This is a genomic window from Enterobacter sp. MG-EB028 (assembly GCF_056673305.1).
Window position 1 is genome coordinate 1,289,014 of sequence record NZ_CP195079.1, and the last position, 23,041, is coordinate 1,312,054.

At 55.8% G+C, this 23,041-nt stretch carries 23 protein-coding genes and 1 pseudogene; 13 read left to right on the forward strand and 11 right to left on the reverse strand.

All coding sequences use genetic code 11. From position 1 onward, the window contains the following. Window positions 1-72 precede the first annotated feature (72 nt). A complete protein-coding gene (gene entS, locus ACR42C_RS06030; protein ID WP_316380965.1) occupies window positions 73-1,308 on the forward strand; it encodes an enterobactin transporter EntS in 1,236 nt (411 codons plus the stop codon). 83 nt (window positions 1,309-1,391) lie between these two features. On the opposite strand, the gene fepB is transcribed toward entS, so the two are convergent. Beyond that, entirely contained in the window at window positions 1,392-2,351 is a 960-nt protein-coding gene (gene fepB / locus ACR42C_RS06035; RefSeq protein WP_316380964.1) for a Fe2+-enterobactin ABC transporter substrate-binding protein, read from the reverse strand. A gap of 187 nt (window positions 2,352-2,538) precedes the next feature. On the opposite strand from fepB, the gene entC reads away from it, so the two are divergent. The 7 genes from entC (at window position 2,539) to ACR42C_RS06070 (ending at window position 9,933) form a co-directional block, all read left to right on the forward strand. Beyond that, window positions 2,539-3,714 (forward strand): isochorismate synthase EntC, encoded by a 1,176-nt coding sequence (gene entC, locus ACR42C_RS06040; protein WP_479984887.1) that lies wholly within the window; start codon window positions 2,539-2,541, stop codon window positions 3,712-3,714. Window positions 3,715-3,723: 9 nt separating this feature from the next. Continuing rightward, on the forward strand, window positions 3,724-5,334 hold the full coding sequence (gene entE, locus ACR42C_RS06045) for a (2,3-dihydroxybenzoyl)adenylate synthase EntE (RefSeq protein ID WP_479984888.1): 1,611 nt from the start codon (window positions 3,724-3,726) through the stop codon (window positions 5,332-5,334). A gap of 10 nt (window positions 5,335-5,344) precedes the next feature. Beyond that, window positions 5,345-6,199: an isochorismatase gene (locus ACR42C_RS06050; RefSeq protein ID WP_116341264.1), complete on the forward strand. Its 855-nt coding sequence runs from the start codon at window positions 5,345-5,347 to the stop codon at window positions 6,197-6,199. After that, a complete protein-coding gene (gene entA / locus ACR42C_RS06055; protein ID WP_316380960.1) occupies window positions 6,199-6,951 on the forward strand; it encodes a 2,3-dihydro-2,3-dihydroxybenzoate dehydrogenase EntA in 753 nt (250 codons plus the stop codon). Before ACR42C_RS06050 ends, entA begins: the two co-directional genes overlap by 1 nt. Beyond that, window positions 6,951-7,364, forward strand: coding sequence for a proofreading thioesterase EntH (gene entH, locus ACR42C_RS06060; RefSeq protein ID WP_116341260.1), 414 nt, complete (start codon window positions 6,951-6,953; stop codon window positions 7,362-7,364). The genes entA and entH overlap by 1 nt, the downstream gene beginning before the upstream one ends. 149 nt (window positions 7,365-7,513) lie before the next feature. Beyond that, on the forward strand, window positions 7,514-9,619 hold the full coding sequence (gene cstA / locus ACR42C_RS06065) for a pyruvate/proton symporter CstA (RefSeq protein WP_163330488.1): 2,106 nt from the start codon (window positions 7,514-7,516) through the stop codon (window positions 9,617-9,619). Window positions 9,620-9,735: 116 nt separating this feature from the next. Continuing rightward, entirely contained in the window at window positions 9,736-9,933 is a 198-nt protein-coding gene (locus tag ACR42C_RS06070; RefSeq protein WP_006809671.1) for a YbdD/YjiX family protein, read from the forward strand. Here ACR42C_RS06070 and ACR42C_RS06075 read toward each other — a convergent pair. The 4 genes from ACR42C_RS06075 to ACR42C_RS06090 all read right to left on the reverse strand — a co-directional run bounded on the left by ACR42C_RS06075 (window position 9,930) and on the right by ACR42C_RS06090 (window position 12,684). After that, window positions 9,930-10,334 (reverse strand): helix-turn-helix domain-containing protein, encoded by a 405-nt coding sequence (locus tag ACR42C_RS06075; RefSeq protein WP_316380957.1) that lies wholly within the window; start codon window positions 10,332-10,334, stop codon window positions 9,930-9,932. The two genes, ACR42C_RS06070 and ACR42C_RS06075, sit on opposite strands and share 4 nt — an antisense overlap. After that, window positions 10,315-10,611, reverse strand: coding sequence for a type II toxin-antitoxin system RelE family toxin (locus ACR42C_RS06080; RefSeq protein ID WP_316380956.1), 297 nt, complete (start codon window positions 10,609-10,611; stop codon window positions 10,315-10,317). The genes ACR42C_RS06075 and ACR42C_RS06080 overlap by 20 nt, the downstream gene beginning before the upstream one ends. 183 nt (window positions 10,612-10,794) lie before the next feature. Further along, window positions 10,795-11,538, reverse strand: a complete 744-nt coding sequence (locus ACR42C_RS06085) for an SDR family NAD(P)-dependent oxidoreductase (RefSeq protein WP_116341252.1) — start codon at window positions 11,536-11,538, stop codon at window positions 10,795-10,797. A gap of 57 nt (window positions 11,539-11,595) precedes the next feature. Continuing rightward, complete coding sequence (locus ACR42C_RS06090; protein WP_474483004.1) at window positions 11,596-12,684, reverse strand: oxidoreductase; 1,089 nt, start codon at window positions 12,682-12,684, stop codon at window positions 11,596-11,598. A 158-nt stretch (window positions 12,685-12,842) separates the two neighbouring features. Here ACR42C_RS06090 and ACR42C_RS06095 point away from each other — a divergent pair, with 158 nt between their 5' ends. From ACR42C_RS06095 to pbp4b, 5 genes and pseudogenes are all read left to right on the forward strand, one after another. Further along, the gene (locus ACR42C_RS06095) at window positions 12,843-14,345 is read left to right on the forward strand and encodes a sugar ABC transporter ATP-binding protein (protein ID WP_479984889.1); all 1,503 of its coding nucleotides are present in this window, start codon (window positions 12,843-12,845) and stop codon (window positions 14,343-14,345) included. After that, complete coding sequence (locus ACR42C_RS06100) at window positions 14,342-15,337, forward strand: ABC transporter permease (RefSeq protein ID WP_232935925.1); 996 nt, start codon at window positions 14,342-14,344, stop codon at window positions 15,335-15,337. The genes ACR42C_RS06095 and ACR42C_RS06100 overlap by 4 nt, the downstream gene beginning before the upstream one ends. Window positions 15,338-15,356: 19 nt before the next feature. After that, window positions 15,357-16,421 (forward strand): sugar ABC transporter substrate-binding protein, encoded by a 1,065-nt coding sequence (locus ACR42C_RS06105; protein ID WP_116341243.1) that lies wholly within the window; start codon window positions 15,357-15,359, stop codon window positions 16,419-16,421. After that, window positions 16,418-17,659: an LVIVD repeat-containing protein gene (locus ACR42C_RS06110; protein WP_316380949.1), complete on the forward strand. Its 1,242-nt coding sequence runs from the start codon at window positions 16,418-16,420 to the stop codon at window positions 17,657-17,659. The genes ACR42C_RS06105 and ACR42C_RS06110 overlap by 4 nt, the downstream gene beginning before the upstream one ends. 124 nt (window positions 17,660-17,783) lie before the next feature. Next, window positions 17,784-18,706 (forward strand): annotated as a pseudogene (gene pbp4b, locus ACR42C_RS06115) (penicillin binding protein PBP4B); the annotation flags it as partial. Window positions 18,707-18,749: 43 nt separating this feature from the next. Here the strand turns inward: pbp4b and ACR42C_RS06120 are convergent. The 6 genes from ACR42C_RS06120 to ACR42C_RS06145 form a co-directional block, all read right to left on the reverse strand. Then, complete coding sequence (locus tag ACR42C_RS06120) at window positions 18,750-19,166, reverse strand: hypothetical protein (protein ID WP_479984890.1); 417 nt, start codon at window positions 19,164-19,166, stop codon at window positions 18,750-18,752. Continuing rightward, complete coding sequence (locus ACR42C_RS06125) at window positions 19,147-19,779, reverse strand: hypothetical protein (RefSeq protein WP_479984891.1); 633 nt, start codon at window positions 19,777-19,779, stop codon at window positions 19,147-19,149. Before ACR42C_RS06125 ends, ACR42C_RS06120 begins: the two co-directional genes overlap by 20 nt. A gap of 24 nt (window positions 19,780-19,803) precedes the next feature. Continuing rightward, complete coding sequence (locus ACR42C_RS06130; RefSeq protein ID WP_479984892.1) at window positions 19,804-20,676, reverse strand: PAAR domain-containing protein; 873 nt, start codon at window positions 20,674-20,676, stop codon at window positions 19,804-19,806. 16 nt (window positions 20,677-20,692) lie between these two features. Next, complete coding sequence (locus tag ACR42C_RS06135) at window positions 20,693-21,391, reverse strand: hypothetical protein (protein ID WP_479984893.1); 699 nt, start codon at window positions 21,389-21,391, stop codon at window positions 20,693-20,695. A gap of 158 nt (window positions 21,392-21,549) precedes the next feature. Further along, window positions 21,550-21,792 (reverse strand): hypothetical protein, encoded by a 243-nt coding sequence (locus tag ACR42C_RS06140; RefSeq protein WP_479984894.1) that lies wholly within the window; start codon window positions 21,790-21,792, stop codon window positions 21,550-21,552. Between the two features lie 115 nt (window positions 21,793-21,907). Beyond that, window positions 21,908-22,894 carry an integrase arm-type DNA-binding domain-containing protein gene (locus ACR42C_RS06145; protein ID WP_479984895.1) on the reverse strand — a complete coding sequence of 329 codons (987 nt, stop codon included), beginning with the start codon at window positions 22,892-22,894 and terminating at the stop codon, window positions 21,908-21,910. Window positions 22,895-23,041 lie beyond the last annotated feature (147 nt).

Here is a 23,041-nt window from a genome sequence, read left to right on the forward strand (position 1 = left end):
GTTATCTATCTTATTTGGCTATGTTAGCATGTGCGCCCATTGAATGGGTAGAAATAGACTCAAGGCTTTGTCATGAATCAAAAATCCTGGCTGCTCAACCTCAGCCTGCTGAAAACGCACCCGGCGTATCGCGCCGTGTTTATCGCTCGCTTTATCTCCATTTTGTCCCTCGGGCTGCTCGGCGTGGCCGTGCCGGTCCAGATCCAGACCATGACGCACTCCAGCTGGCTGGTGGGGTTATCCGTCACCTTAACCGGCGGGGCGATGTTCATCGGCCTGATGGTCGGCGGCGTGCTGGCGGACCGCTACGAGCGTAAAAAGCTGATCCTGCTGGCGCGCGGCACCTGCGGCGTGGGCTTTATCGGGCTGTGTCTGAACGCCATGCTGCCGGAGCCGTCGCTGATCGCCATTTACGCGCTGGGGCTGTGGGACGGTTTCTTCGCCTCGCTGGGCGTGACGGCGCTGCTGGCGGCAACGCCCGCGCTGGTCGGGCGCGAGAATCTGATGCAGGCGGGAGCGATTACCATGCTCACCGTGCGCCTCGGCTCGGTGATTTCACCAATGGTGGGCGGCCTGCTGCTGGCGACTGGCAACGTGGCGTGGAACTACGGGCTGGCGGCGGCGGGGACCTTTATCACCACGCTAACGCTGCTGCGCCTGCCGCTGCTGCCACCTCCGCCGCAGCCGCGCGAGCATCCTCTGAAATCGCTGATGGCCGCGATTCGTTTCCTGTTCAGCAACCCGCTGATTGGCGGCATTGCGCTGCTCGGCGGCCTGCTGACGATGGCGAGCGCCGTGCGCGTGCTCTACCCGGCGCTGGCGGGCGAGTGGCAGATGAGCGCCTCGGAGATTGGCGTGCTGTACGCCGCCATTCCGCTCGGCGCGGCGTGCGGGGCGCTGACCAGCGGCAACCTGGCGCAGAGCGCGCGTCCGGGGCTGATTATGCTGCTTGCCACGCTGGCCTCGTTTATCGCCATCGGCTTCTTTAGCCTGATGCCGGTGTGGGCGCTGGGCGTACTGTGCCTGGTGATTTTCGGCTGGCTGAGCGCCATCAGCTCATTGCTTCAGTACACCCTGATCCAGACCCAGACGCCGGAAGGCATGCTCGGGCGCATTAATGGCCTGTGGACGGCGCAGAACGTCACGGGCGATGCGATTGGCGCGGCGATCCTCGGTGGGCTGGGGGCGATGATGACCCCGGTGGCTTCGGCGAGCAGCAGCGGGTTTGTATTGGCAATTATTGGTGTGATTTTATTAATGACGTTGGCAGAATTGCGCCGATTCAGGCAGGAGAGTGCTCCGGTGTGATTTGCCGGGTGGCGGCTGCGCCTTACCCGGCCTACATTTTGCACCCGTAGGCCCGGTAAGCGAAGCGCCACCGGGCGCAGCCGTTACCCAAAGAGTGCTTCTAAACGCTGTAATACCAACATCGCGCTGTAATAATCCAGGCGGAACGTCTCGGTTCCCAATGCCCAAACCCGTTTGTTTTTCACCGAAGGTAGATGCGCCAGCAGCGGGTTGGCGTAAATCGCATCCACGTCTTTCTGGTCGCCGGCAAACACAAACAGCCCTTCGCCGTTCAGCCCAGTCGCCAGGTTTTCCCCACCCAGCTGAATAATGTCGTGGCGTTTGCCCTGGCTTTTTGACGTGTGCAGCCCGGCGGGCAGAGCGGCCAGCGTAAAGCCCAGCTGGTGCAGCAGCTTGCCCTGCGCCGATTCCGCGGTCCACAGGTTGGCGCTGTGCGCGGCGGCGGTGTAGACGATGGCGTTCACCGGCTGCGGCGGCAGCTTCATCTGCTGTTTCACCTGCGCGAGCTGTTTATCAAACTCGGCAATGCGCCCGGCTGCCTGTTTTTCCTGTCCGGTGATGCTGCCCAGCTGGGTCAGTAGCGCCTGCCAGCTCTTGTCGTCGTAGTTAATGATAAGCGTCGGGGCGATGGCGGAGAGCTGATCGTACAGCGCCAGCGCGGAATCCCCGCCGGTGGCGCCGATCAAAATCAGGTCCGGCATTTGCGCCGCTACCGCTTCGGCGCTCGGCTCGCCGATGTACAGCCGCGCAACCTTACGCTGTTTCGCAATATCGCCCCACTGGCGCAGAAAACCTTGTGCATCCGCCACGCGGTTGTTCGGCGTGGTTGCGCCGCTGGCGATGACCGGCGCGTCAATTGCCAGCAGGGAGCCGGTTAAGGTCACGCTGGTGGAGACAATGCGCGTCGGTTTGCGCTCCAGCGTATGCACGCCGCGGCTGTCGGTCACCTGGCGCGGCCAGTCTGCGGCGGTGGCTGAGGTTAGTCCTAAAACAAAAAGTCCTGTCAAAAAGAGGGCATTGCGGCAAACGGCAGGGAATTTCACTGAGCGGCATCCTGTTTTTGTTGAAGATAATGCTTCTCATTTTCATGGTTGTGAGGGAGGGATGCAAGCGTTTGTCGCACAAGTCTTTACCCGACGGTTGACAGCGGGGCGATGTGGGATTAGGTTAGCCGGCGAAAATATAAATGATAATCATTATTGCTTCTTTTATCATTTTGAGGAGGATGATATGGACACGTCCCTGGCTGAGGAAGTTCAGCACGCCGCGACCACGCTGCAATCAGACAGCTTTTTCTTTATGTCGCCTTATCGCAGTTTTACTACCTCAGGCTGTTTTGCCCGCTTCTCTGAATCTGCCGTCGGCGGCGACGATCCGGCGGGGCACTTCCAGCAGAAATTAGCCCAGGCTTTCCGGAATGCAAAAGCCAGCGGCATCGCCCATCCCGTCATGGTAGGGGCCATCCCGTTCGATACCCGCAAGCCGTCGTCGCTGTTTATTCCGCAACGCTGGGAGACGTTTTCCCGTCCTGCGCGTCAGCAGTCCGCGCGCTATTTCTCCGGCGCGCAGGCGCTGAAGGTGGAACAGCGCACCGAGATCCCCGCTCAGCCCGTTTTTGAAGAGATGGTCGCCCGCGCCGCGACGCTGACCGCCACGCCGCAGGTGAACAAGGTGGTGCTGTCGCGCCTGATTGATATTGCCACCGACAAACATATGGACAGCGGCGCGCTGATGGAGCGTCTGATCGCCCAGAACCCGGCTAGCTTTAACTTCCACGTGCCGCTGGAAGACGGCGGCGTGCTGCTCGGCGCCAGCCCGGAACTGCTGCTGCGCAAAGAGGGCAGGCACTTTAGCTCTCTGCCGCTGGCTGGCTCCGCGCGCCGTCAGCCGGACGACGTGCTGGATCGCGAAGCGGGCAATAAGCTGCTGGCCTCCGAAAAGGACCGTCACGAGCACGATCTGGTCACCCAGGCGATGAAGGCCATTCTGGCTCCGCGCAGCCACCATCTCAGCATGCCTGATTCTCCTCAGTTGATTACCACGCCGACGCTGTGGCATCTGGCGACGCCGGTTGAAGGCGACGCGCGCGAGAACGAGAACGCCCTGACCCTGGCCTGCCTGCTGCACCCGACCCCGGCGCTGAGCGGTTTCCCGCATCAGGCGGCGAAAGAACTGATCGCCGAGCTGGAGCCGTTCGACCGCGAGCTTTTCGGCGGCATCGTCGGCTGGTGCGACAGCGAAGGCAACGGCGAGTGGGTGGTGACCATCCGCTGCGCGCGTCTGCATAAAAACACCGTTCGCCTGTTTGCCGGTGCGGGCATTGTCCCCGCCTCCTCGCCGGTGGGCGAGTGGCGCGAAACCGGCGTGAAGCTCTCCACCATGCTCAACGTGTTTGGCCTGCACTAAGGAACACTCATGACCATTCCCTTTACCCGCTGGCCTGAGGAATTCGCCCGGCGCTACCGCGAAAAAGGCTACTGGCTGGATCTGCCGCTGACCCACATCCTGACGGACCATGCGGACAGCGATGCCGTGGCGATTATCGACGGCGATCGGCGCATCACCTACCGCGCGTTTCATCAGGCGGTGAACAATCTGGCGTCCGCCCTTCAGGCGCAGGGGCTGCACCGCGGCGAGACCGCGCTGGTGCAGCTCGGCAACGTGGCCGAGTTCTACATCACCTTCTTCGCGCTGCTGCAGATCGGCGTCGCGCCGGTGAACGCGCTCTTTAGCCATCAGCGCAGCGAGCTGAACGCCTATGCCGTGCAGATCAAACCCGCCGTGCTGATCGCCGATCGTGACCATGCCCTGTTCGCGGGCGATGATTTTCTTAATACCTTCGTGGATGAACACCGCTCGGTTCGCGCCGTGCTGCTGCGCGGCGATAAGGGCGCACATGCTCTGGAAGCGGCGACTGCGCGTCCGGCGGACAACTTCATTCCGAACCCGACGCCCGCCGACGAAGTAGCGTTTTTCCAGCTCTCCGGCGGCAGCACCGGCACGCCGAAGCTGATCCCGCGCACGCACAACGATTACGACTACAGCATCCGCCGCAGCAACGAGATCTGCGGTATCACCGCCGAAACGCGTTACCTGAACGCGCTGCCCGCGGCGCATAACTATGCCATGAGCTCGCCGGGATCGCTGGGCGTCTTCACTGCAGGCGGCTGCGTGGTGCTGGCGAACGATCCGAGCGCCACGCTCTGCTTCCCGCTGATTGAACAGCATCAGATTAACGTCACCTCGCTGGTGCCGCCTGCTGTCAGCCTCTGGCTTCAGGCGATTGCCGACGGGGCGGGCAACGCGCAGCTTAAATCACTGAAGCTGCTGCAGGTGGGCGGCGCGCGCCTGTCCGCCACGCTTGCGGCGCGTATTCCGGCGGGAATCGGCTGCCAGCTTCAGCAGGTGTTCGGCATGGCCGAAGGGCTGGTGAACTACACCGCGCTCGACGACGCGCCGGAGCGCATCATCAACACTCAGGGCCGCCCGATGTGCCCGGACGATGAAGTGTGGGTGGCGGACGAGGACGGCAACCCGCTGCCGCGCGGTGAGGTCGGGCGTTTGATGACGCGCGGACCGTATACCTTCCGCGGCTATTTCAACAGCCCGGAACACAACGCCAGCGCCTTCGACGCCGACGGCTTTTACTGCTCCGGCGATCTGATCGCCATTGACGAGCAGGGCTACATCACCGTACAGGGGCGTGAGAAGGATCAGATCAACCGCGGCGGCGAGAAGATCGCCGCCGAAGAGATCGAAAACCTGCTGCTGCGCCACAAAGCGGTGATCCACGCCGCGTTGGTGAGCATGGAGGACAGCCTGCTGGGCGAAAAAAGCTGCGCGTATCTGGTGGTGAAACAGCCCCTGCGCGCGGTCGAGGTGCGTCGTTTCCTGCGCGAGCAGGGCGTTGCCGAATTTAAGCTGCCGGACCGCGTGGAGAGCGTGGATGCGCTTCCGTTAACGCCGGTCGGCAAAGTCGATAAGAAACAGCTGCGCCTGTGGCTTGCTGAACGGGCACAGGGCTAAGGAACAGAGTATGGCCATTCCAAAATTAACCGCTTACGCGCTGCCGACTGCCGCAGAGCTGCCGACCAACAAGGTGAACTGGAGCTTTGAGCCGGAACGCGCCGCGCTGCTAATCCACGATATGCAGGAGTATTTCCTGAACTTCTGGGGCGAAAACAGCGCGATGATGCAGCAGGTGGTGGCGAACATCGCCAGACTGCGCGCCTGGTGCAAAGCGCACAACATTCCGGTGTACTACACCGCCCAGCCGAAAGAGCAGAGCGACGAAGATCGCGCCCTGCTGAACGACATGTGGGGGCCGGGCCTGACCCGCTCGCCGGAGCAGCAACGCATCGTCGCTGAGCTGACCCCGGACGAAGCGGACACGGTACTGGTGAAGTGGCGCTACAGCGCGTTCCACCGCTCGCCGCTGGAGCAGATGCTAAAAGAGACGGGCCGCAACCAGCTGCTGATTACCGGCGTTTACGCCCATATCGGCTGTATGACCACCGCCACCGATGCCTTTATGCGCGACATCAAGCCGTTCTTCATTGCCGACGCGCTGGCGGATTTTACCCGCGACGAGCACCTGATGTCGCTCAACTACGTGGCAGGACGCTCGGGCCGCGTGGTGATGACCGACGAGCTGCTGCCGTCCGTTCCGGCCTCGAAAGCCGCGCTGCGCGAGCTGATCCTGCCTTTACTGGACGAGTCCGACGAGCCGATGGATGACGAAAACCTGATCGACTACGGTCTGGACTCGGTGCGCATGATGGCGCTGGCCGCCCGCTGGCGCAAAGTGCACGGCGATATCGATTTCGTGATGCTGGCAAAAAATCCAACAATCGACGCCTGGTGGGCGCTGCTCTCCCGCGAGGTGAAGTAATGCGTTTTGATTTTACCGGCAAAACCGTCTGGGTAACGGGCGCGGGGAAGGGGATTGGCTACGCGACGGCGCTGGCGTTTGCTGAGGCGGGCGCAGAGGTGACCGGGTTCGACCTGGCCTTCCCGCAGGGCGATTACCCCTTCGCCACCGAGACGCTGGACGTGGCGGATTTTGCTCAGGTCAGCGATACGTGTGGCCGTTTGCTTAATACCCTCGAACGTCTGGACGTGCTGGTCAACGCGGCGGGCATTCTGCGTATGGGGGCGACGGACCAGCTCTCGCAGGAGGACTGGCAGCAGACCTTTGCGGTCAACGTTGGCGGCGCGTTCAACCTGTTCCAGCAGACGATGGGCCAGTTCCGTCGTCAGCAGGGCGGGGCGATTGTCACTGTGGCATCCGACGCGGCACACGCGCCGCGCATCGGCATGAGCGCCTACGGTGCCTCGAAAGCGGCGCTGAAAAGCCTGGCCCTGACCGTCGGGCTGGAGCTGGCGGGCAGCGGCGTGCGCTGTAACCTGGTGTCGCCGGGCTCAACGGACACCGACATGCAGCGCACCCTGTGGAAAAGCGACGATGCGGAGCAGCAGCGTATTCGTGGCTTTGGCGAGCAGTTCAAGCTCGGTATTCCGCTGGGCAAGATTGCCCGTCCGCAGGAGATTGCCAGCACGGTGCTGTTCCTGGCATCCGATGCCGCCAGCCATATCACCCTGCAGGATATTGTGGTGGACGGCGGCTCCACGCTGGGGGCCTGATGATCTGGAAACGTCATTTATCGCCTGAAGAACTGAACGCCACCAGCGTGAACACCCTTGTGGCACATCTGGGCATCGTTTATACCCGCCTCGGGGACGACACGCTGGAAGCGGAGATGCCGGTGGATGCGCGCACCCATCAGCCGTTTGGCCTGCTGCACGGCGGGGCGTCGGCGGCGCTGGCGGAAACGCTGGGCTCAATGGCCGGTTTTCTGATGACCCGCGACGGGCAGAGCGTGGTGGGCACGGAGCTGAACGCCACGCACCATCGCGCCGTCTCTCACGGTAAGGTGCGCGGGGTGTGCCAGCCGCTGCATCTGGGGCGTTCGAGTCAGAGCTGGGAGATCGTGGTATTCGACGAACAGGGGCGGCGGTGCTGCACCTGTCGGTTGAGTACGATGGTGCTGGGGTAGGCCATTCGGCTGAAAGTGATCGGCTTAACACTGTGGTGTAAATCTCTGGTTTGACCACGCATTATTGCGTTTCAAAGTTGTTAAATTTTATCCGTTGTTCTAGAAACAAAATGTAACATCTCACTGTTTCACAACAACGGATAACAGCTATGAACAACTCAGGGAAATACCTTACATGGGCGGTGCTCTCCGTTGTGGGAGCCTTTGCCCTGGGCTATATCGCCCTCAACCGGGGGGAACAGATCAATGCGCTCTGGATCGTCGTCGCCTCCGTCTGCATTTATCTGATCGCGTACCGTTTTTATGGCCGCTATATCGCCAATACCGTGCTGGCGGTTGACGGCACGCGCATGACGCCTGCCGTGCGCCACAATGACGGTCTGGACTATGTGCCGACCGACAAAAAAGTGCTGTTCGGTCACCATTTTGCGGCGATTGCCGGGGCGGGTCCGCTGGTGGGGCCGGTGCTGGCGGCGCAGATGGGCTACCTGCCGGGGATGATCTGGATCCTCGCGGGCGTGGTGCTGGCGGGGGCGGTGCAGGACTTTATGGTGCTGTTCGTCTCCACCCGCCGCGACGGCCGTTCGCTGGGCGAGCTGGTGAAAGAGGAGATGGGGGCAACCGCCGGGGTGATTGCCCTCGTGGCGACCTTTATGATCATGGTGATCATCCTCGCGGTGCTGGCGATGATCGTTGTGAAAGCGCTGACCCACAGCCCGTGGGGGACCTACACGGTTGCCTTCACCATTCCGCTGGCGCTGTTTATGGGGATCTACATACGCTACCTGCGCCCGGGCCGCATCGGTGAAGTGTCGGTGATTGGCCTGGTGTTCCTGGTGTTTGCGATTATCTCCGGCGGCTGGGTGGCGGAAAGCCCGACCTGGGCGCCGTTCTTCGACTTTACCGGCGTACAGCTGACCTGGATGCTGGTGGGCTACGGATTTGTAGCGGCGGTGCTGCCGGTGTGGCTGCTGCTGGCCCCGCGTGACTACCTCTCTACCTTCCTGAAAATCGGCACCATCGTCGGGCTGGCGATTGGCATTCTGATTATGCGTCCGACCCTGACCATGCCGGCGCTGACCAAATTTATCGACGGTACCGGTCCGGTCTGGACCGGCAACCTGTTCCCGTTCCTGTTTATCACCATCGCCTGCGGCGCGGTGTCGGGCTTCCACGCGCTGATTGCCTCCGGGACCACGCCGAAGATGCTGGCGAATGAAAATCAGGCCTGCCTGATTGGCTACGGCGGCATGCTGATGGAGTCCTTTGTGGCGATTATGGCGCTGGTTTCCGCCTGCATTATTGACCCGGGCGTGTACTTCGCGATGAACAGCCCGATGGCGGTGCTGGCCCCGGCCGGAACCGCTGACGTGGTGGCCTCTGCCGCGCAGGTGGTGAGTGGCTGGGGCTTTGCGATTACTCCGGAAACGTTGACGCACATTGCTGATGAGGTGGGCGAACAGTCGATCATCTCCCGTGCGGGCGGAGCGCCTACGCTTGCGGTGGGCATGGCCTACATCCTCCACGGCGCGCTGGGCGGGCTGATGGACGTATCGTTCTGGTATCACTTCGCCATACTTTTTGAGGCGCTGTTTATCCTGACGGCGGTGGATGCGGGAACCCGTGCGGCGCGCTTTATGCTGCAGGACCTGCTGGGGGTGATCTCCCCGAACCTGAAGCGTACCGACTCGCTCCCGGCTAACCTGCTGGCGACAGCGCTGTGTGTGCTGGCGTGGGGCTACTTCCTGCACCAGGGCGTGGTGGATCCGCTGGGCGGGATTAACACCCTGTGGCCGCTGTTCGGTATCGCCAACCAGATGCTGGCAGGCATGGCGCTGATGCTCTGCGCGGTGGTGCTGTTCAAGATGAAGCGCCAGCGTTACGCCTGGGTGGCGCTGGTGCCCACCGCGTGGCTGCTGATTTGTACCCTGACGGCGGGCTGGCAGAAAGCCTTCAGCCCGGACAACAAGGTGGGCTTCCTGGCGATCGCCAACAAGTTCCAGGCGATGATCGACAGCGGTAAGATCCCGGCGCAGTACACTGAGTCCCAGTTGTCGCAACTGGTGTTTAACAACCGTCTGGATGCCGGGCTGACCATCTTCTTTATGGTGGTGGTCGTGGTGCTGGCGTTGTATTCTCTCAAGACCGCGCTGGCGGCGTTGAAAAACGATAAGCCAACAGCGAAAGAGACGCCGTACGAGCCAATGCCTGAAAACCTGGAAGAGATTGTCACCCAGGCGAAAGGGGCGCATTAATTTAACCAAATATACCCCTCACCCTAACCCTCTCCCCAAAGGGGAGAGGGGACTTTTAATACCCTCTCCCCTTTGGGGAGAGGGCCGGGGTGAGGGGAACATGCGAGAAACGACCTATGTTCGACACCCTTTCCAAAGCAGGTAAGTACCTGGGCCAGGCCGCCAAAATGATGATTGGTGTGCCGGATTACGACAACTACGTCGAGCATATGCGCGTCAACCATCCGGACCAGACGCCCATGACCTACGAAGAATTTTTCCGCGACCGTCAGGATGCCCGCTACGGCGGCAAGGGCGGGGCGAAGTGCTGTTAACCCTCTTTAGGTAAATAGAGGCTGATTTGCTCCTGTTTACAGCCGTAGATGGCCGCCAGCTTTTCACGGGTGCGCTTTTGCGGTCTGGAGTCCAGCGCTTCCAGCTGTGACACGGCAGACTGGCTGATGCCGAGTTTCTCAGCCACCTCCTGCTGGGACATGCCGCGCAGGATACGCCACGCGGCCTGCAGGCTGACGTTCTGCCAGGTCATGATGCTGCACACTTCTCCGGGCAATTCCACGTCATCATAGCAATCGTGTTCGACTTCAATATCCTCCAAATCGTCGTCGGTTTCGTCGTCAATCTCTGCCATCTGTAAGCACATACGAAAGTATTCGTCATAGGGCATGACCACGAACTGTGTTTTCCCATTATTGTCCTTAATCAGCTGAACAGCCATAGGGAGCTCTTTCCTCATGCAGGTAAGTGGTTGATGTTCTGCGTTTAACGTCCACAACATAACAATCGTTATCCGGATCGTCCCGCAGCGTAATAAGGATGCGGTAATCGCCTACGCGTAACCGGTAATGATTTTCTAAAACCGATATTTTTATGATATCGGGGCGGGGAGCCGAGCGGTCATCCAGTTCAGCCAGTTTTGTTTCAATGCGTTGTCGAAAGCGACTATCAATTCGGGACAACGACTTCTTTGCTACCTTTGACCACACAATCTTCATCCGTACCTCCACTGTACGCCCACACAAAATATAAGGAAATAATAAGACTATTAGATAAATTCTGAATTTCTAATGGGCTACTGTAGAGCGGAGAAAAAACGGGAGAAAGCGGCAAAACGCGAACCGTCGAGAGCGCTCGGGAAGGCCTCTGCCGGGCGACAGAGGCTTGCAGAAAATATGCGATCAGGCGTTCAAACCGCCGTCTACGTCCAGACCGGTACCGGAGATCTGACCAGCAGCCGGGCTGGCAAGGAAGGTGACCGCCGCCGCGACGTCTTCCGGCTGACCGTAATGACCCAACGCAATAAGCTGACGCTGAGCGTCAGCCTGTTCCCCGTCTTCCGGGTTCATATCGCTGTTGGTGGGGCCGGGGTGCACGAGGTTAACGGTAATGCCGCGCGGTCCTAAATCACGGGCCAGTCCGCGGGTGAGGGAGTTAAGGGCAGATTTGGTCATCGAGTAAACGGCAATGCCCGGCTGCGCCACGCGGTTTGCCAGACAGCTGCCGATGTTGATGATGCGCCCGCCGTCGGACATGTGCACCAGTGCTTCCTGAATGGCGATCACCACGCCGCGGATGTTGACGTTGATAAGGGCGTCAATGTCCGCCAGCGTCATGGACTCCAGCGGGCCGCCGCGCGCGATCCCGGCGTTGTTGACCAGAATATCCAGCCCGCCAAGGGAACGCGCCGCATGGGTGACGGCATCCTGAATCGCCTGTGCGCTGGCGCTGTCCGCCTGCACGGCTTCGCTGTGTCGTCCCAGCGCCTTAATCTCATCGGCGACCGCCTGGGCTTTATCGGCCGATTTTTCATACGTAATAATCACATCCGCACCGGCGCGCGCCAGCGACAGTGCAATTGCCCGGCCCAGCCCGCGGCTGGCGCCGGTAACCAGCGCCTTTTTACCTGTTAAATCGATCTGCATGATGACCTCGTTACGAAAGTGGTAAGAATCATCATTAGGTATAGCCTGTCGGCGAGATTAACGGCTGAAGGATTCCACTTTCTCAAACGCGGCGCGCAGAACGTCAGGCGTTAACGCAACCGGCAGATAGTGAATCGACTCCACCGGGCGCAGGGTGTGGGCAATGACCTTATCCAGCGCTTCCCGGTTATTGATGTCGACGTCCAGCTCGCGAAGCGTGGTCGGCAGGTTAAAGCGCTTGTACGCCGTCACCAGCTGCGCCAGCACGTCGTCCTGGCCGAGCAGGGCGCTCTGCACCAGAATACCGTAGGCTACCTTGGTGCCGTGCAGGTATTTTTCCGTCTGCGGCAGCACGGTTAAGCCGTTGTGTACCGCATGCGCTGCCGCCACGCGCGTATAGCGTTCGCCCAGTCCGCCGACCATCCCGCCACCGGCGATAATCGCATCCACCACGTCCCGGAACGCCTGCGTCTGTTCGCCGCGCTGCTGGTCGGCCAGCGCTTGCTCACTGTGTTCCAGCAGCACGTCGCGGATCGCCAGCGCGCCGTTGATGCCCAGCCGCACGGTTAGCGGCAGATTTTCAGGCTGCGGGGCAAGCACTACCGCCTCATACCACTTCGCCAGCGTATCGCCGACGCCTGCCAGCAGATATTCCGCCGGGGCGTTAAGGACGATCTGCGGCTCCACCAGCACCAGGAAGTTGGCGTCGTCGAAGATCTCAAAATGCAGCGCCTGACCGGCATCGTTGTACCAGACGGAGAGCGGGGTCCACGCCGCGCAGGTGGCGGCAATGGTAGGGATGCCCACAAACGGCACCCCTAAGCGGCGCGCCACGGCCTTGACGGTATCCAGTACCGCGCCGCCGCCGATGCCAATCACCACGCTGGCGTCGCTGCCGGACTCGTTCACCAGATGGGTGACGTCGCGCTCGCTGCAGTGGCCTTTAAACAGCAGGTGTTTCGCCCCCGGCGCGTTAAAGCTCTCCGGCAGGAACGGGCGCGCACCTTCGATAGCACGCTCGCCGTAGATCCACACCGCGCGGGAAAGCTGTTCCGGGGTAAAGAAGTTATCCAGCTGCGCAAGGCTTCCGGGATGAGAGAAGTAGTTCGCCGGGCCGGGCACGACGCGGATATCGGTGTTGCTCATGGTGTTGTCCTTTTTAGCAAGCGCTAACCCGATGTTATGTCTGGACATCCGGATGGCTAATAATATTTCGCTTTAAGTTATGCCTTTTCCGTCGTTGTCAGTCAACCGGAGCTGTGAAAAATTCGATAAATCAGAAGAGTAATGAAGGATTTACGCGGATGGTTTCCAGTCGCCTTGAAATGCGCGGTATCAGCCTGGCCTTTTCCGGCTTTGAGGCTCTGTCGCGCGTCGACTTTACGCTGAGCGGCGGGTCGGTACATGCGCTGACCGGTGCCAACGGCGCGGGGAAATCGACCCTGATGGCGGTGCTGTGCGGCACGCACGACCACTATGAGGGCGAGATCAGCATCAACAATCAGCCAGTGAGCATCCGTGAACCGCTTGATGCCAAACGGCTGGGGATCCACCTCGTACAGCAGGAGGTGGATGTGGCGCTGATCCCGGGGTTAAGCATTGCTGAAAACATTATGCTCGACCAACTGGCGCTGCCGGGGCATCGCTTCAACTGGCGCGGCGTCCGCCAGCAGGCGAGGCAGGCGCTGGCGCAGCTTGACGTTACGCTGGACGTGCGCCGTTCCATCGACAGCTGTTCGCTGGCCGAAAAGCAGCAGATTTTGCTGGCGCGCGCCTTGTCTCATCACTGCCGTTTTTTGATTCTTGATGAACCCACCGCGCCGCTGGACGCGCACGAGAGCGAGCGTCTGTTTACGGTGGTGAGACGTTTAAAGCAGCAGGGCATCGGCGTGGTGTTTATCTCCCACCGCATTCACGAGCTGAAGGCCATCTGCGACACCTTAACGGTGCTGCGCGACGGCAGGCTGATCGAATCCGGCCCGATGGCGGAGCTCAGCGGCGAAGCGATCGTCGAGAAGATGCTCGGCCACGTGCTGAGCGATATCTATCCGCCCGCGCGGCCCCCGCACGGCGAAGAGACGCTGCTGCGGGTGGAGGGACTGCGCGACGACGCGCTGCTGAAAGATATCTCCCTGCACCTGCGCAAAGGCGAAATCCTCGGGATTGCCGGGCTGGCGGGGGCGGGGAAAACCGAACTTTGCAAGGCGCTGTTTGGCGCCACCAAAAGCCGCGTGGCGCGCGGTGAGCTGAATCATCAATCCTGGCAGCCGCGCGATCCGGCCGACTCCGTGCTGCGAGGTCTGGCGCTGGTGCCGGAGGAGCGGCGCAAAGAGGGCATTTTTATCGACGAGCCGGTGAGCATGAACCTTGCCGTGAGCGCCGATAACAGCTTTTCGCGCTGGAGCCTGTTTGGCCATCGTCAGGCGTGGCGCTGGGCTGAAGAGGTGATTGCCCGCGTCGGCGTGCGCGCGCGCGGGCCGGGGCAGGTGCTGCGCCGCTTATCCGGCGGCAACCAGCAGAAGGTCGCCATCGGTAAATGGCTGCGCAATGACGCCAGCGTGCTGATATTCGACGAGCCTACCAAGGGCGTGGACGTGAAGGCCAAAACCGACCTGTTCCAGCTGATTGACGGCCTGGCGCGCGAGGGCAAAGGGGTGATTTACGCCTCGGGCGAATTTGCTGAACTGGTGGGATTGTGCGACCGCATCTGCGTGCTGTGGGACGGGCGTATCGTGGCGGAAATCGCCGGGGCGGAGGCCCGCGAAGAGACACTACTTTATTATTCAACCGGAGGAACGGCGTCGTGAGCAAGGCCCTTTCAGTAACGGCGGCGGCGTCTGGCCGTCAGCAACTTTTTGATTTTCTCTACAGGTGGGGCATGCTGTTAACCGTCGTCGCGCTGGTGGCCGTCTTTGGCCTGGCGTCGGACAGCTTCCTCGATCCGAACAACATCATCAACATTCTGCGCTCGATTGCCATCGTGACGGTGATTGCCGTTGGCGTGTCAATTTCGTTGACCGTTGGCGGGTTCGATCTCTCCGTGGGCTCCACCGCGTCGCTGGCGAACGCGCTGGTGATTTCCCTTTTCGTCTGGCACGGCTTTGGTACCACCGAGTCGATTCTGATCACTCTCGCGCTCTGCACGCTGGTGGGGCTGTTTAACGCCTTTCTGATCGTCATCCTGCGTATTCCGGACATGCTCGCGACGCTTGCCAGCCTGTTCGTCATTCAGGGCGTGGCGATGACCTACAGCTACGGCGGGTCGATTACCGAGAACATGGTGCTGCCGAGCGGCGATATGGCGGAAGGGACCATTCCGGCGGCGTTTAGCCTGCTGGGGCAGGTGCCGACCATTGTGATCGTCATGCTGGTGGTGACCGTGCTGGCGCAGCTTGGCCTTTCGTTGACCACTCACGGACGCCGGATGTACGCCATCGGCGGCAACCCGGAAGCGGCGCGCCTCTCGGGCATTCGCACCACGCGCTACAAGGTGGCGGCCTACGTGATTGCCTCGCTGCTGGCGGGGCTGGGCGGCATTCTGCTGGCCTCCCGCATTGGATCGTCGCAGGTGAATGCGGGCGGCGGATACCTGATGGATGCGGTGGCGGCGGCGTGGATTGGCTTCTCGCTGGCAGGCTCCGGCAAGCCGAACGCCCTGGGAACCCTGGTCGGGGCGGTCATTCTCGGCGTGCTGTCGAACGGGCTGGTGATGCTCTCAGTGCCGTATTATGCCATGGACATTATAAAAGGGCTGGTGCTCGCGGTGGCACTGGCGATTACCTACATACAAAAACGCTGACAACACAACGGGATAAAAAATGAAAAAGATTGCACTCTCTTTGGTGGCACTTGGATTGCTCACTGCTCTGCCGGGCTTCGCGGCCACGCCCGCGCCGCTTCCGGCGGCCATTGCCAACCATGACGGCCCCATTCGCATCGCGGTGATCCGCAACCTGGGCTCGGATGACAACACCACGCAGTTTGTTGCCGGGGCGATTCAGGAAGGGAAAAAGCTCGGCTTTAAGGTCAGCACCTTTTTAAGCAACGGCGATGACGCCAAATTCCAGGACTTCGTTAACCAGGCGATCAGCCAGAAATATGACGGGATTATTCTCTCTCAGGGGCGCGATCCGTACTCCACCGCGCTGGTGAAGAAAGCGGTGGATGCCGGTATCAAAGTTGCCGTCTTTGATACCGCCGTTAACGGCGAGATCCCGGGCGTGACCGTCACCCAGCAGGACGACGCCTCCCTGACGAACCTCTCTTTCGGCCAGCTGGCGAAAGATTTCAACGGCAAGGCGAATATCGTCAAGCTGTGGGTCGCGGGCTTCCCGCCGATGGAGCGCCGTCAGGCAGCCTATAAAGCGCTGCAAAAGCAGTACCCGGATATTAAAGAGCTGGAGTCCATCGGCGCCGTCTCCTCTGATGTGCAGGGCGATACCGCCAACAAGGTGGGTGCGATCCTGGCGAAATACCCGAAGGGCAAAATCGACGCCATCTGGGGCACCTGGGACGCTTTTAGCCAGGGCGCGTATAAGGCGCTGAAAGAAAATGGACGCACCGAGATCAAGCTCTACAGCATCGACATCTCCAACCAGGATCTGCAGCTGATGCGCGAACCGGGCAGCCCGTGGGCAGTGAGCGTGGCGGTGGATCCGAAGCTGATTGGCGCGACTAACGTGCGCCTGATCGCCAATAAGATTGCAGGAGAAGCGACGCCAGCAACTTACGATTTCAAAGCGGCGGCCATTCCGCAGGCGCTGCTGACCGCCCAGCCAGGGGCGGTGAACGTGGCGTCTCTGGGGAAAATCATTCCGGGCTGGGGCCAGACGGAAGATTTCATCGCGCCGTGGTTTGCGACGCTGGAAGCGAAAAATAAATGAGCATGCTTCCTACGCCAGAATACAGCCGCAATATGCGGCTGATTGGCCATAGCGACCAGGGCGGCCGCCCGGACGGCGTGCAGCTGATGGTGCATCGCGGCTTCGCCTATATCGGCCATATGGTGTCGCAGGGCTTTTCGATTGTTGACGTGCGCGACCCGAAAAACCCGAAAGCGGCGGGCTATGTGCCCGCGCCGCCCGGCACCTGGAACGTGCACCTGCAGGCGCATGACGACCTGCTGCTGGTGATTAACGCCCGGGATCTGTTTGCCGATGCCCGCTTTGCCGACGAGAAGGTCTACTACACCCGCCAGGTGGGGGAGACCGTCAGCGACGTGCAGGACAAAGGCTGGAGCGCCGGGCTTCGAGTGTTTGATATCTCCACACCCGACAGGCCGCACGAAATCGGCTTTCTGTCGCTGAGCGGCATCGGCATTCACCGCATCTGGTACGTTGGCGGGCGCTGGGCCTACGTGTCGGCGCTGATCGACGGCTTTACCGACTACATCTTCCTGACCATCGACCTGGCGGACCCGCGAAAGCCCGAGGTGGCGGGGCGCTGGTGGCTGCCGGGGATGAACCAGTCCGCAGGCGAACAGCCGAACTGGCCTGAAGGGAAACGCTACGCACTGCACCACGCGATTATCGCGGGGGATACCGCCTACGGCAGCTGGCGCGACGGCGGCCTGACGCTGCTGGACGTGAAGGACCGCACCCGGCCGAAGTTGATTAGCCACCGCAACTGGAGCCCGCCGTTTGGCGGGGGAACTCACACCGCGCTGCCGCTGCCGGACCGCGATCTGCTGGTAGTACTGGACGAAGCGGTGCTGGATAACCAGCAGGACGGCGAGAAGCTCATCTGGCTGTTTGATATCCGAGAGCCGTCGAACCCGGTAAGCATCTCGACCTTCCCGCAGCCGGATGAAACCGACTACGTGGCGAAAGGGGCGCACTTTGGCCCGCACAATCTGCACGAGAACCGGCCGGGGAGCTTTGTCAGCTCGACGCTGATTTTTGCGACGTATCAGAACGCGGGCGTGCGCGCATATGACATTTCCAACCCGTATCGCCCGGTGGAAACCGGGGCGCTGGTGCCCGCCGCGCCGGAGAGAATGATGGACACGCGGCCGAATCGCCCGCAGGTGATCCAGTCGTGCGACGTGTTTGTGGACGCGCAGGGAATTATCTACAGCACGGATTATAACGGCGGGCTGTCGGTGATTGAGTATCTGGGGTGAGTGCGGTTGTTGCCCCTCACCCTGACCCTCTCCCACAGGGAGAGGGAATAAGCAGAAGGAATACAATTCAATACCTGCATTTTCAATGGGTTACGAGGAAATCGAACGAAAGATAAACGTTAATGATCTGGTTTCGAAATATATTCCGGGTTTCAGCGACTCACCTAGCGATGCAATTAAAGGTAAAAATGCCCTTCGCATAACTGATATTCTTCATCATACTGCCGGGTTTCCTGCTGACCCACAATATCCTAATCAAAAAGTAGCCGGGGATTTATTTTCTCAGGATAAAGCCACTACGCTGGAAATGATTAAGAAAACCCCGCTTGAATACCAGCCAGGTACAAAGCATATCTACAGTGATGTTGATTACATGATCCTCGGGTTTATTATTGAATCTGTAACATCAATGCCGCTCGATAGGTATGTTGAAAATAACATATACAAACCGCTCGGATTAACGCATACAGTGTTTAATCCACTGGTGAAAGGATTTACGCCTAAACAAATCGCCGCTACTGAACTGAACGGCAATACCCGCGATGGGGTTGTCAACTTCCCTAAAATACGTACCAGTACGATATGGGGCCAGGTTCATGATGAAAAAGCCTGGTACTCGATGGGTGGCGTATCGGGCCATGCGGGGTTATTCTCTACACAAGCGATATTGCTGTTCTGATGCAAGTTATGCTGAATGGGGGGGCGTATGGGAACGTCAGGCTGTTTGACAGAGCTACAGTTGAGCAGTTCACACAAAGCTCGTCAGAAGATGTTACGTTCGGCCTGGGCTGGCGCGTCAATGCTACTGCCTCGATGACGCCAACGTTCGGTGTGTTGGCAAGTCCTCTGACATACGGCCATACAGGATGGACAGGTACACTGACAGCTATAGATCCGGTTAACAATATGGCTATCGTTATACTCGGTAACAGGCCGCATTCACAAGTAGCGAATCCAGCCGTCAATCCTAATGTATTTGTCAGTGGCTTGCTACCAGCGGCGACATATGGATGGATAGTTGATCAAATATACGGTGCATTAAAATAAAGATATAAATATAAAAAGGGACTCGTTAAAGTCCCTTTTTTTATCAAATGAATGCTTCAGAACACATTGCGATAGCCATTGCTGATATAGAAATAACCCAAAGTGCCGCTTCGATTTTGAACCCAAAAGTTAGCTCTCTAGGTAAATGGCGTATAAAATTATATGCTTCAATACTCATATCATGATTAGTTACCCGGTTGTAGGGAAATATCAGGCTTCCCATTATAAATCCAATTTTTGCATGATAAGCACTCGGTGTACCTATTAAACTGGCATTTTTAGACATTCTTGCTGTTAGCGGTAATTGACCAAATTGCTGTTCATATAATTTAACTATTTCAGTATAATTATCTTTGTTGATTACATATGAAATAAATAACAAAAATAAAAAACTCAATAGAAAAACCACTATTGAAGTTATTTCTATAATTTCCAGGTTTTCAATAAAAAAGCTTTTCATACATCATCAACCCAGATTCTTCATTGAATGAATCGGGAGTTGGAATTGATTTATCTTTTAGTTTATCAATTCCTTTATTAACTCCTTGACCTAGTTTTTCACCCATGGATTCACCCACCTTTTCAGCTTGTTTCCCGGCTATTATGCCAGTTCCAATGCCGGTTACAAGGCATAAGCCAGCTCCGATCGCACCCACTTCTGCCGTTGCCAAACCTAAAACCCACATACAAGCTCCCCTGGCAGCTACCCCAGCGGCACCTCCCGCTGTTATACCCGATGCTTGTTTAAGCGTGAATTTACTATATTCATTTATTGTTGCTTTTCTACATTCATTTTCTCTCCCCGTCGCACAAGCCTCATAAATATTGGATGTGTATGATGCAAAATCCAATCCTATTCCAACGTATCCTACGTTTTTCATTATTTTTATTAATTTTGCAGAGTTTTCAATATATGTAGCATATCCTTCAATATTATTAACTCCTGTTCTATCCCATTTATGCATTATAGAGCTTGTGGATAATCCTAAAGATTTTTTTATATCATTGTATTCTTCTAAATCAAGGCTGGATTTGCTGAATTTGGTTAATATTAGTTCTAACTTATTAAACAAGATTTTCCTTCTCCCGAAAAACTCTTACCCTGAAATAATCCCGTTGTTACGGTTGTATGCATCTTTATAAAGATTTTCTATTTCTTTTAATATTCTATTGATTTCTTCATAGTAGCCTTTACCTACTTCACTGATCGCACCTAAGCTATCACCTGCATTTCCTAAATACTTACTATAAAGCTGATACGAAAAGGCATCTACTGCCCCTTTGTTATCATGCAATAATTTAGCTTCCTTCAATGTAAGCGGTTCTAATGCTTTATCTATCCTGTCACGCGCTTTTTGCAGTGTTTCAATTTGTTGCTTATCTTGCTTTTCGGGATCAACAACAATCAAAATCGAGCCTGGTTGTTTCTGTACATCTGGATTTAATTTGTGATAAAGCTCACGTGTCCCTGCTGGCGGATTTATAAAAAACCATGGTTCATATGACGCAGGTCTGGCCCCGAAGGGTAGTACACAAAATCCCGCATCAACAGGCGCACGTGGAGAGTTTACTTTTTCTTTGAACTGTGGCGTTACTTCTACTTTTGCTAGTGATACTTCTCTATTCTGAGCCACGCTTGTATGAGCATTATTTATTTGTGGTTTTGGCGTTGACGCTACTTTGCGCTCACTTTCAAAGTCATAGCTTGATTCGTACCTGGAATTTATAAATCTGCATTTGCATGGACAAGTTCCTCTGCTATGTAATGTTCCTGCCGCACTAACACCATGTATCATGTAATTAGGTATACCGCCAGCAATATGATATATCTTATTATCTTTTCCACAGATATATTTGTCACCGTTACGTGCCGTTGCTTTGTTGTAAAATGAGTGATTCTCACTGCCTGAAATTATTCTCCCCCCACAGCTTGTTTTATCACCTACTACCAAAAAATAGCCTGTAGCCATAATTCCCTCACTTGTATTACTTAATTTCAGTTAAATTATTTGGATTGGTATTAAACCATTCGTTGTTCCATGTTGTGATATACTTGCACTCGTCAATATCAACTACATCGCACTCAATTAGATTCATGGTTTCATATGCAATCACAGCTTGCTGCATTAAACATTCATTGTCAGACGAAATATTGTTCTTACAATAGCTTTCATAATATCCTACTCTATTTCTCCACATTTCTTGGAATTTTTCAGTCACTTGTTTTGGGATTTTTAGTGTTGCATACTTATCCTCAGTACATATTATTTTGGTGTTAAATGTAATTGGGATTGTTGCCTGTAGTATGTGACGCTTTGAAAATAAAACATTAATATCTTTGTTGGTCCAAAAGCCAGAATTGAGCAACACATGATATTGATCGGTATTTTGCACAGCTTGATTATGAGTCATCATTTCTTGTATGTTTAATTCGTTTAATGAATATACTGACCATTTTTCATTAAATTTTCTCTCAATAAACACACTATAAATTGCAGCTTCCATTCGTGACAGAAATACTGATATTCCCTTTATTTCTTCATTGTAACTACGCCACAGTGGTTCCAGCCATTTTATTCCTTTATCAGTATTGGAATCATATAAATCGGTCACTCGTGCTAAGACCCATAATTGATGGTCGCATATATATTGTTTAAAGTTTTTATTGCTTTGTACAAAATACATTTATGGATTATCTCCTTGGATGAAAGGTATAATAAAAATGTATTTATCATACAATTAATGTGGTTTGCATCACATCAATCAAAAAAAAGCCTGAATTTTTTTTGTAAAAATTCAGGCCGTAAATTACTACTTGAAAATGCATTTATAAGAAGAATGTTTTATAGCATTTTTTGTTTCTCGACAATCATTTCTATATTTTGTAACCCATCCTTTGATAAAAAAATTCCAAGCGCTTTATCCCATTTTAAAGTTGTTTCACGCTTCTCTACGAAATAATCATATTTATCATAATGTTTTTTACTAATGGTTTTATTTACGTGCTGGTTGACTATATCACGCTCATTTTCAGTGAAGTGTAACATTCCTCCAAGTGTTTTGAATGTACGACGAATGTCGCGCATTGTGAACGACTGATCGAAATGTTTTTTTTGTGAATTCGTTCATATGCTTTTTCCATGCATCACTATTAAGCCCTTTAGTGGGCTTTTCCATTTTAGTAACTGGATTCATTTTTATTTATTTATTATACTTTTTTAATTGTTCATCAAAGTTGACATTGGGGGAAAAGAAATCACTGTCAGGATATCTTTCAGCCTGTTTTGCCAGAACTACTTTCGCCTTTTCAGAAAGATATATTACAAATTCTATCCCTGTTTTCGAAAACTCTTTAGCAAGTATGATTTTGTTATTTTCAGGAACATATCTACTTTTCTGTAAATGACACAATTCAAAGGGGCGTTGACCGCATGTATAAAATCCCAACTCTATTAAAGAGTGAACGTCAGGAGGGAGTATGTTTTTTTCGTTATTGAGTAGCGTTAATAGATATCGTAACTCTTTAAAATCTAGATAACGTTCTCCGGGGGTTCCTGCGTCAAAGTTCTGAACGTTACGAACAGGATTATTTGAAATCTGAAACTGCACACCGCTTGAGTTTGAATCACTCATTGGATCATTATCAGCTACAGCGCCGTATTCGTACAGCGCATGTAGCTTCTTTCGGACTTCTTTAGCCCTTGACATATAACCTTGCTTTGTCCAGTGCTGGATACAGCGCGTAATCTGCGCAGATGTAATCTCATTTGCTATTTCATCGCCTGTAAATAGCTTTAATTTGATCACCTGTTCCGAGAGTGCGCCGTACTGACTGATTGTACTGCGATGTCCTGAACGCGATTTAAACGCTATGAATGCTGCAAACAGTTCGCGCAATGTTCCGGTACGCATTTTTTTACCCATCGCGTCAGAACGCTCCTGGTGCGCCATACCTGCCAATTCAGCATAACGTTGCGTTGCCTGTTCGAGCGTGAAACGAGGCCAGTCTCCCAACGTTTTAAACTTGCGCTTGCCCCCGACCTGAAAGCGATAGACGAACGATTTACGGCCTGAAGGAAAAATTTTTATACCTAACCGCCCGGTTCCCCTCGTACCGTCGTCCCGGAAAACATAGTAAGCTGACTCTTTTGCGCGTAGTCCGCCGATCACACTATCATTTAACCGCATTGTTGCTTTCTCCTTTTTGCATAAGCGGTGCATACAATTTGCATAACAGCGGGTGTTGTTGCGGGTGCTGTTACACTGAAATCGTATGCATCCGAATAGGATTGCACAACTGTTAAATAGACTTGTTAATCAGTGAGTTACAACAAG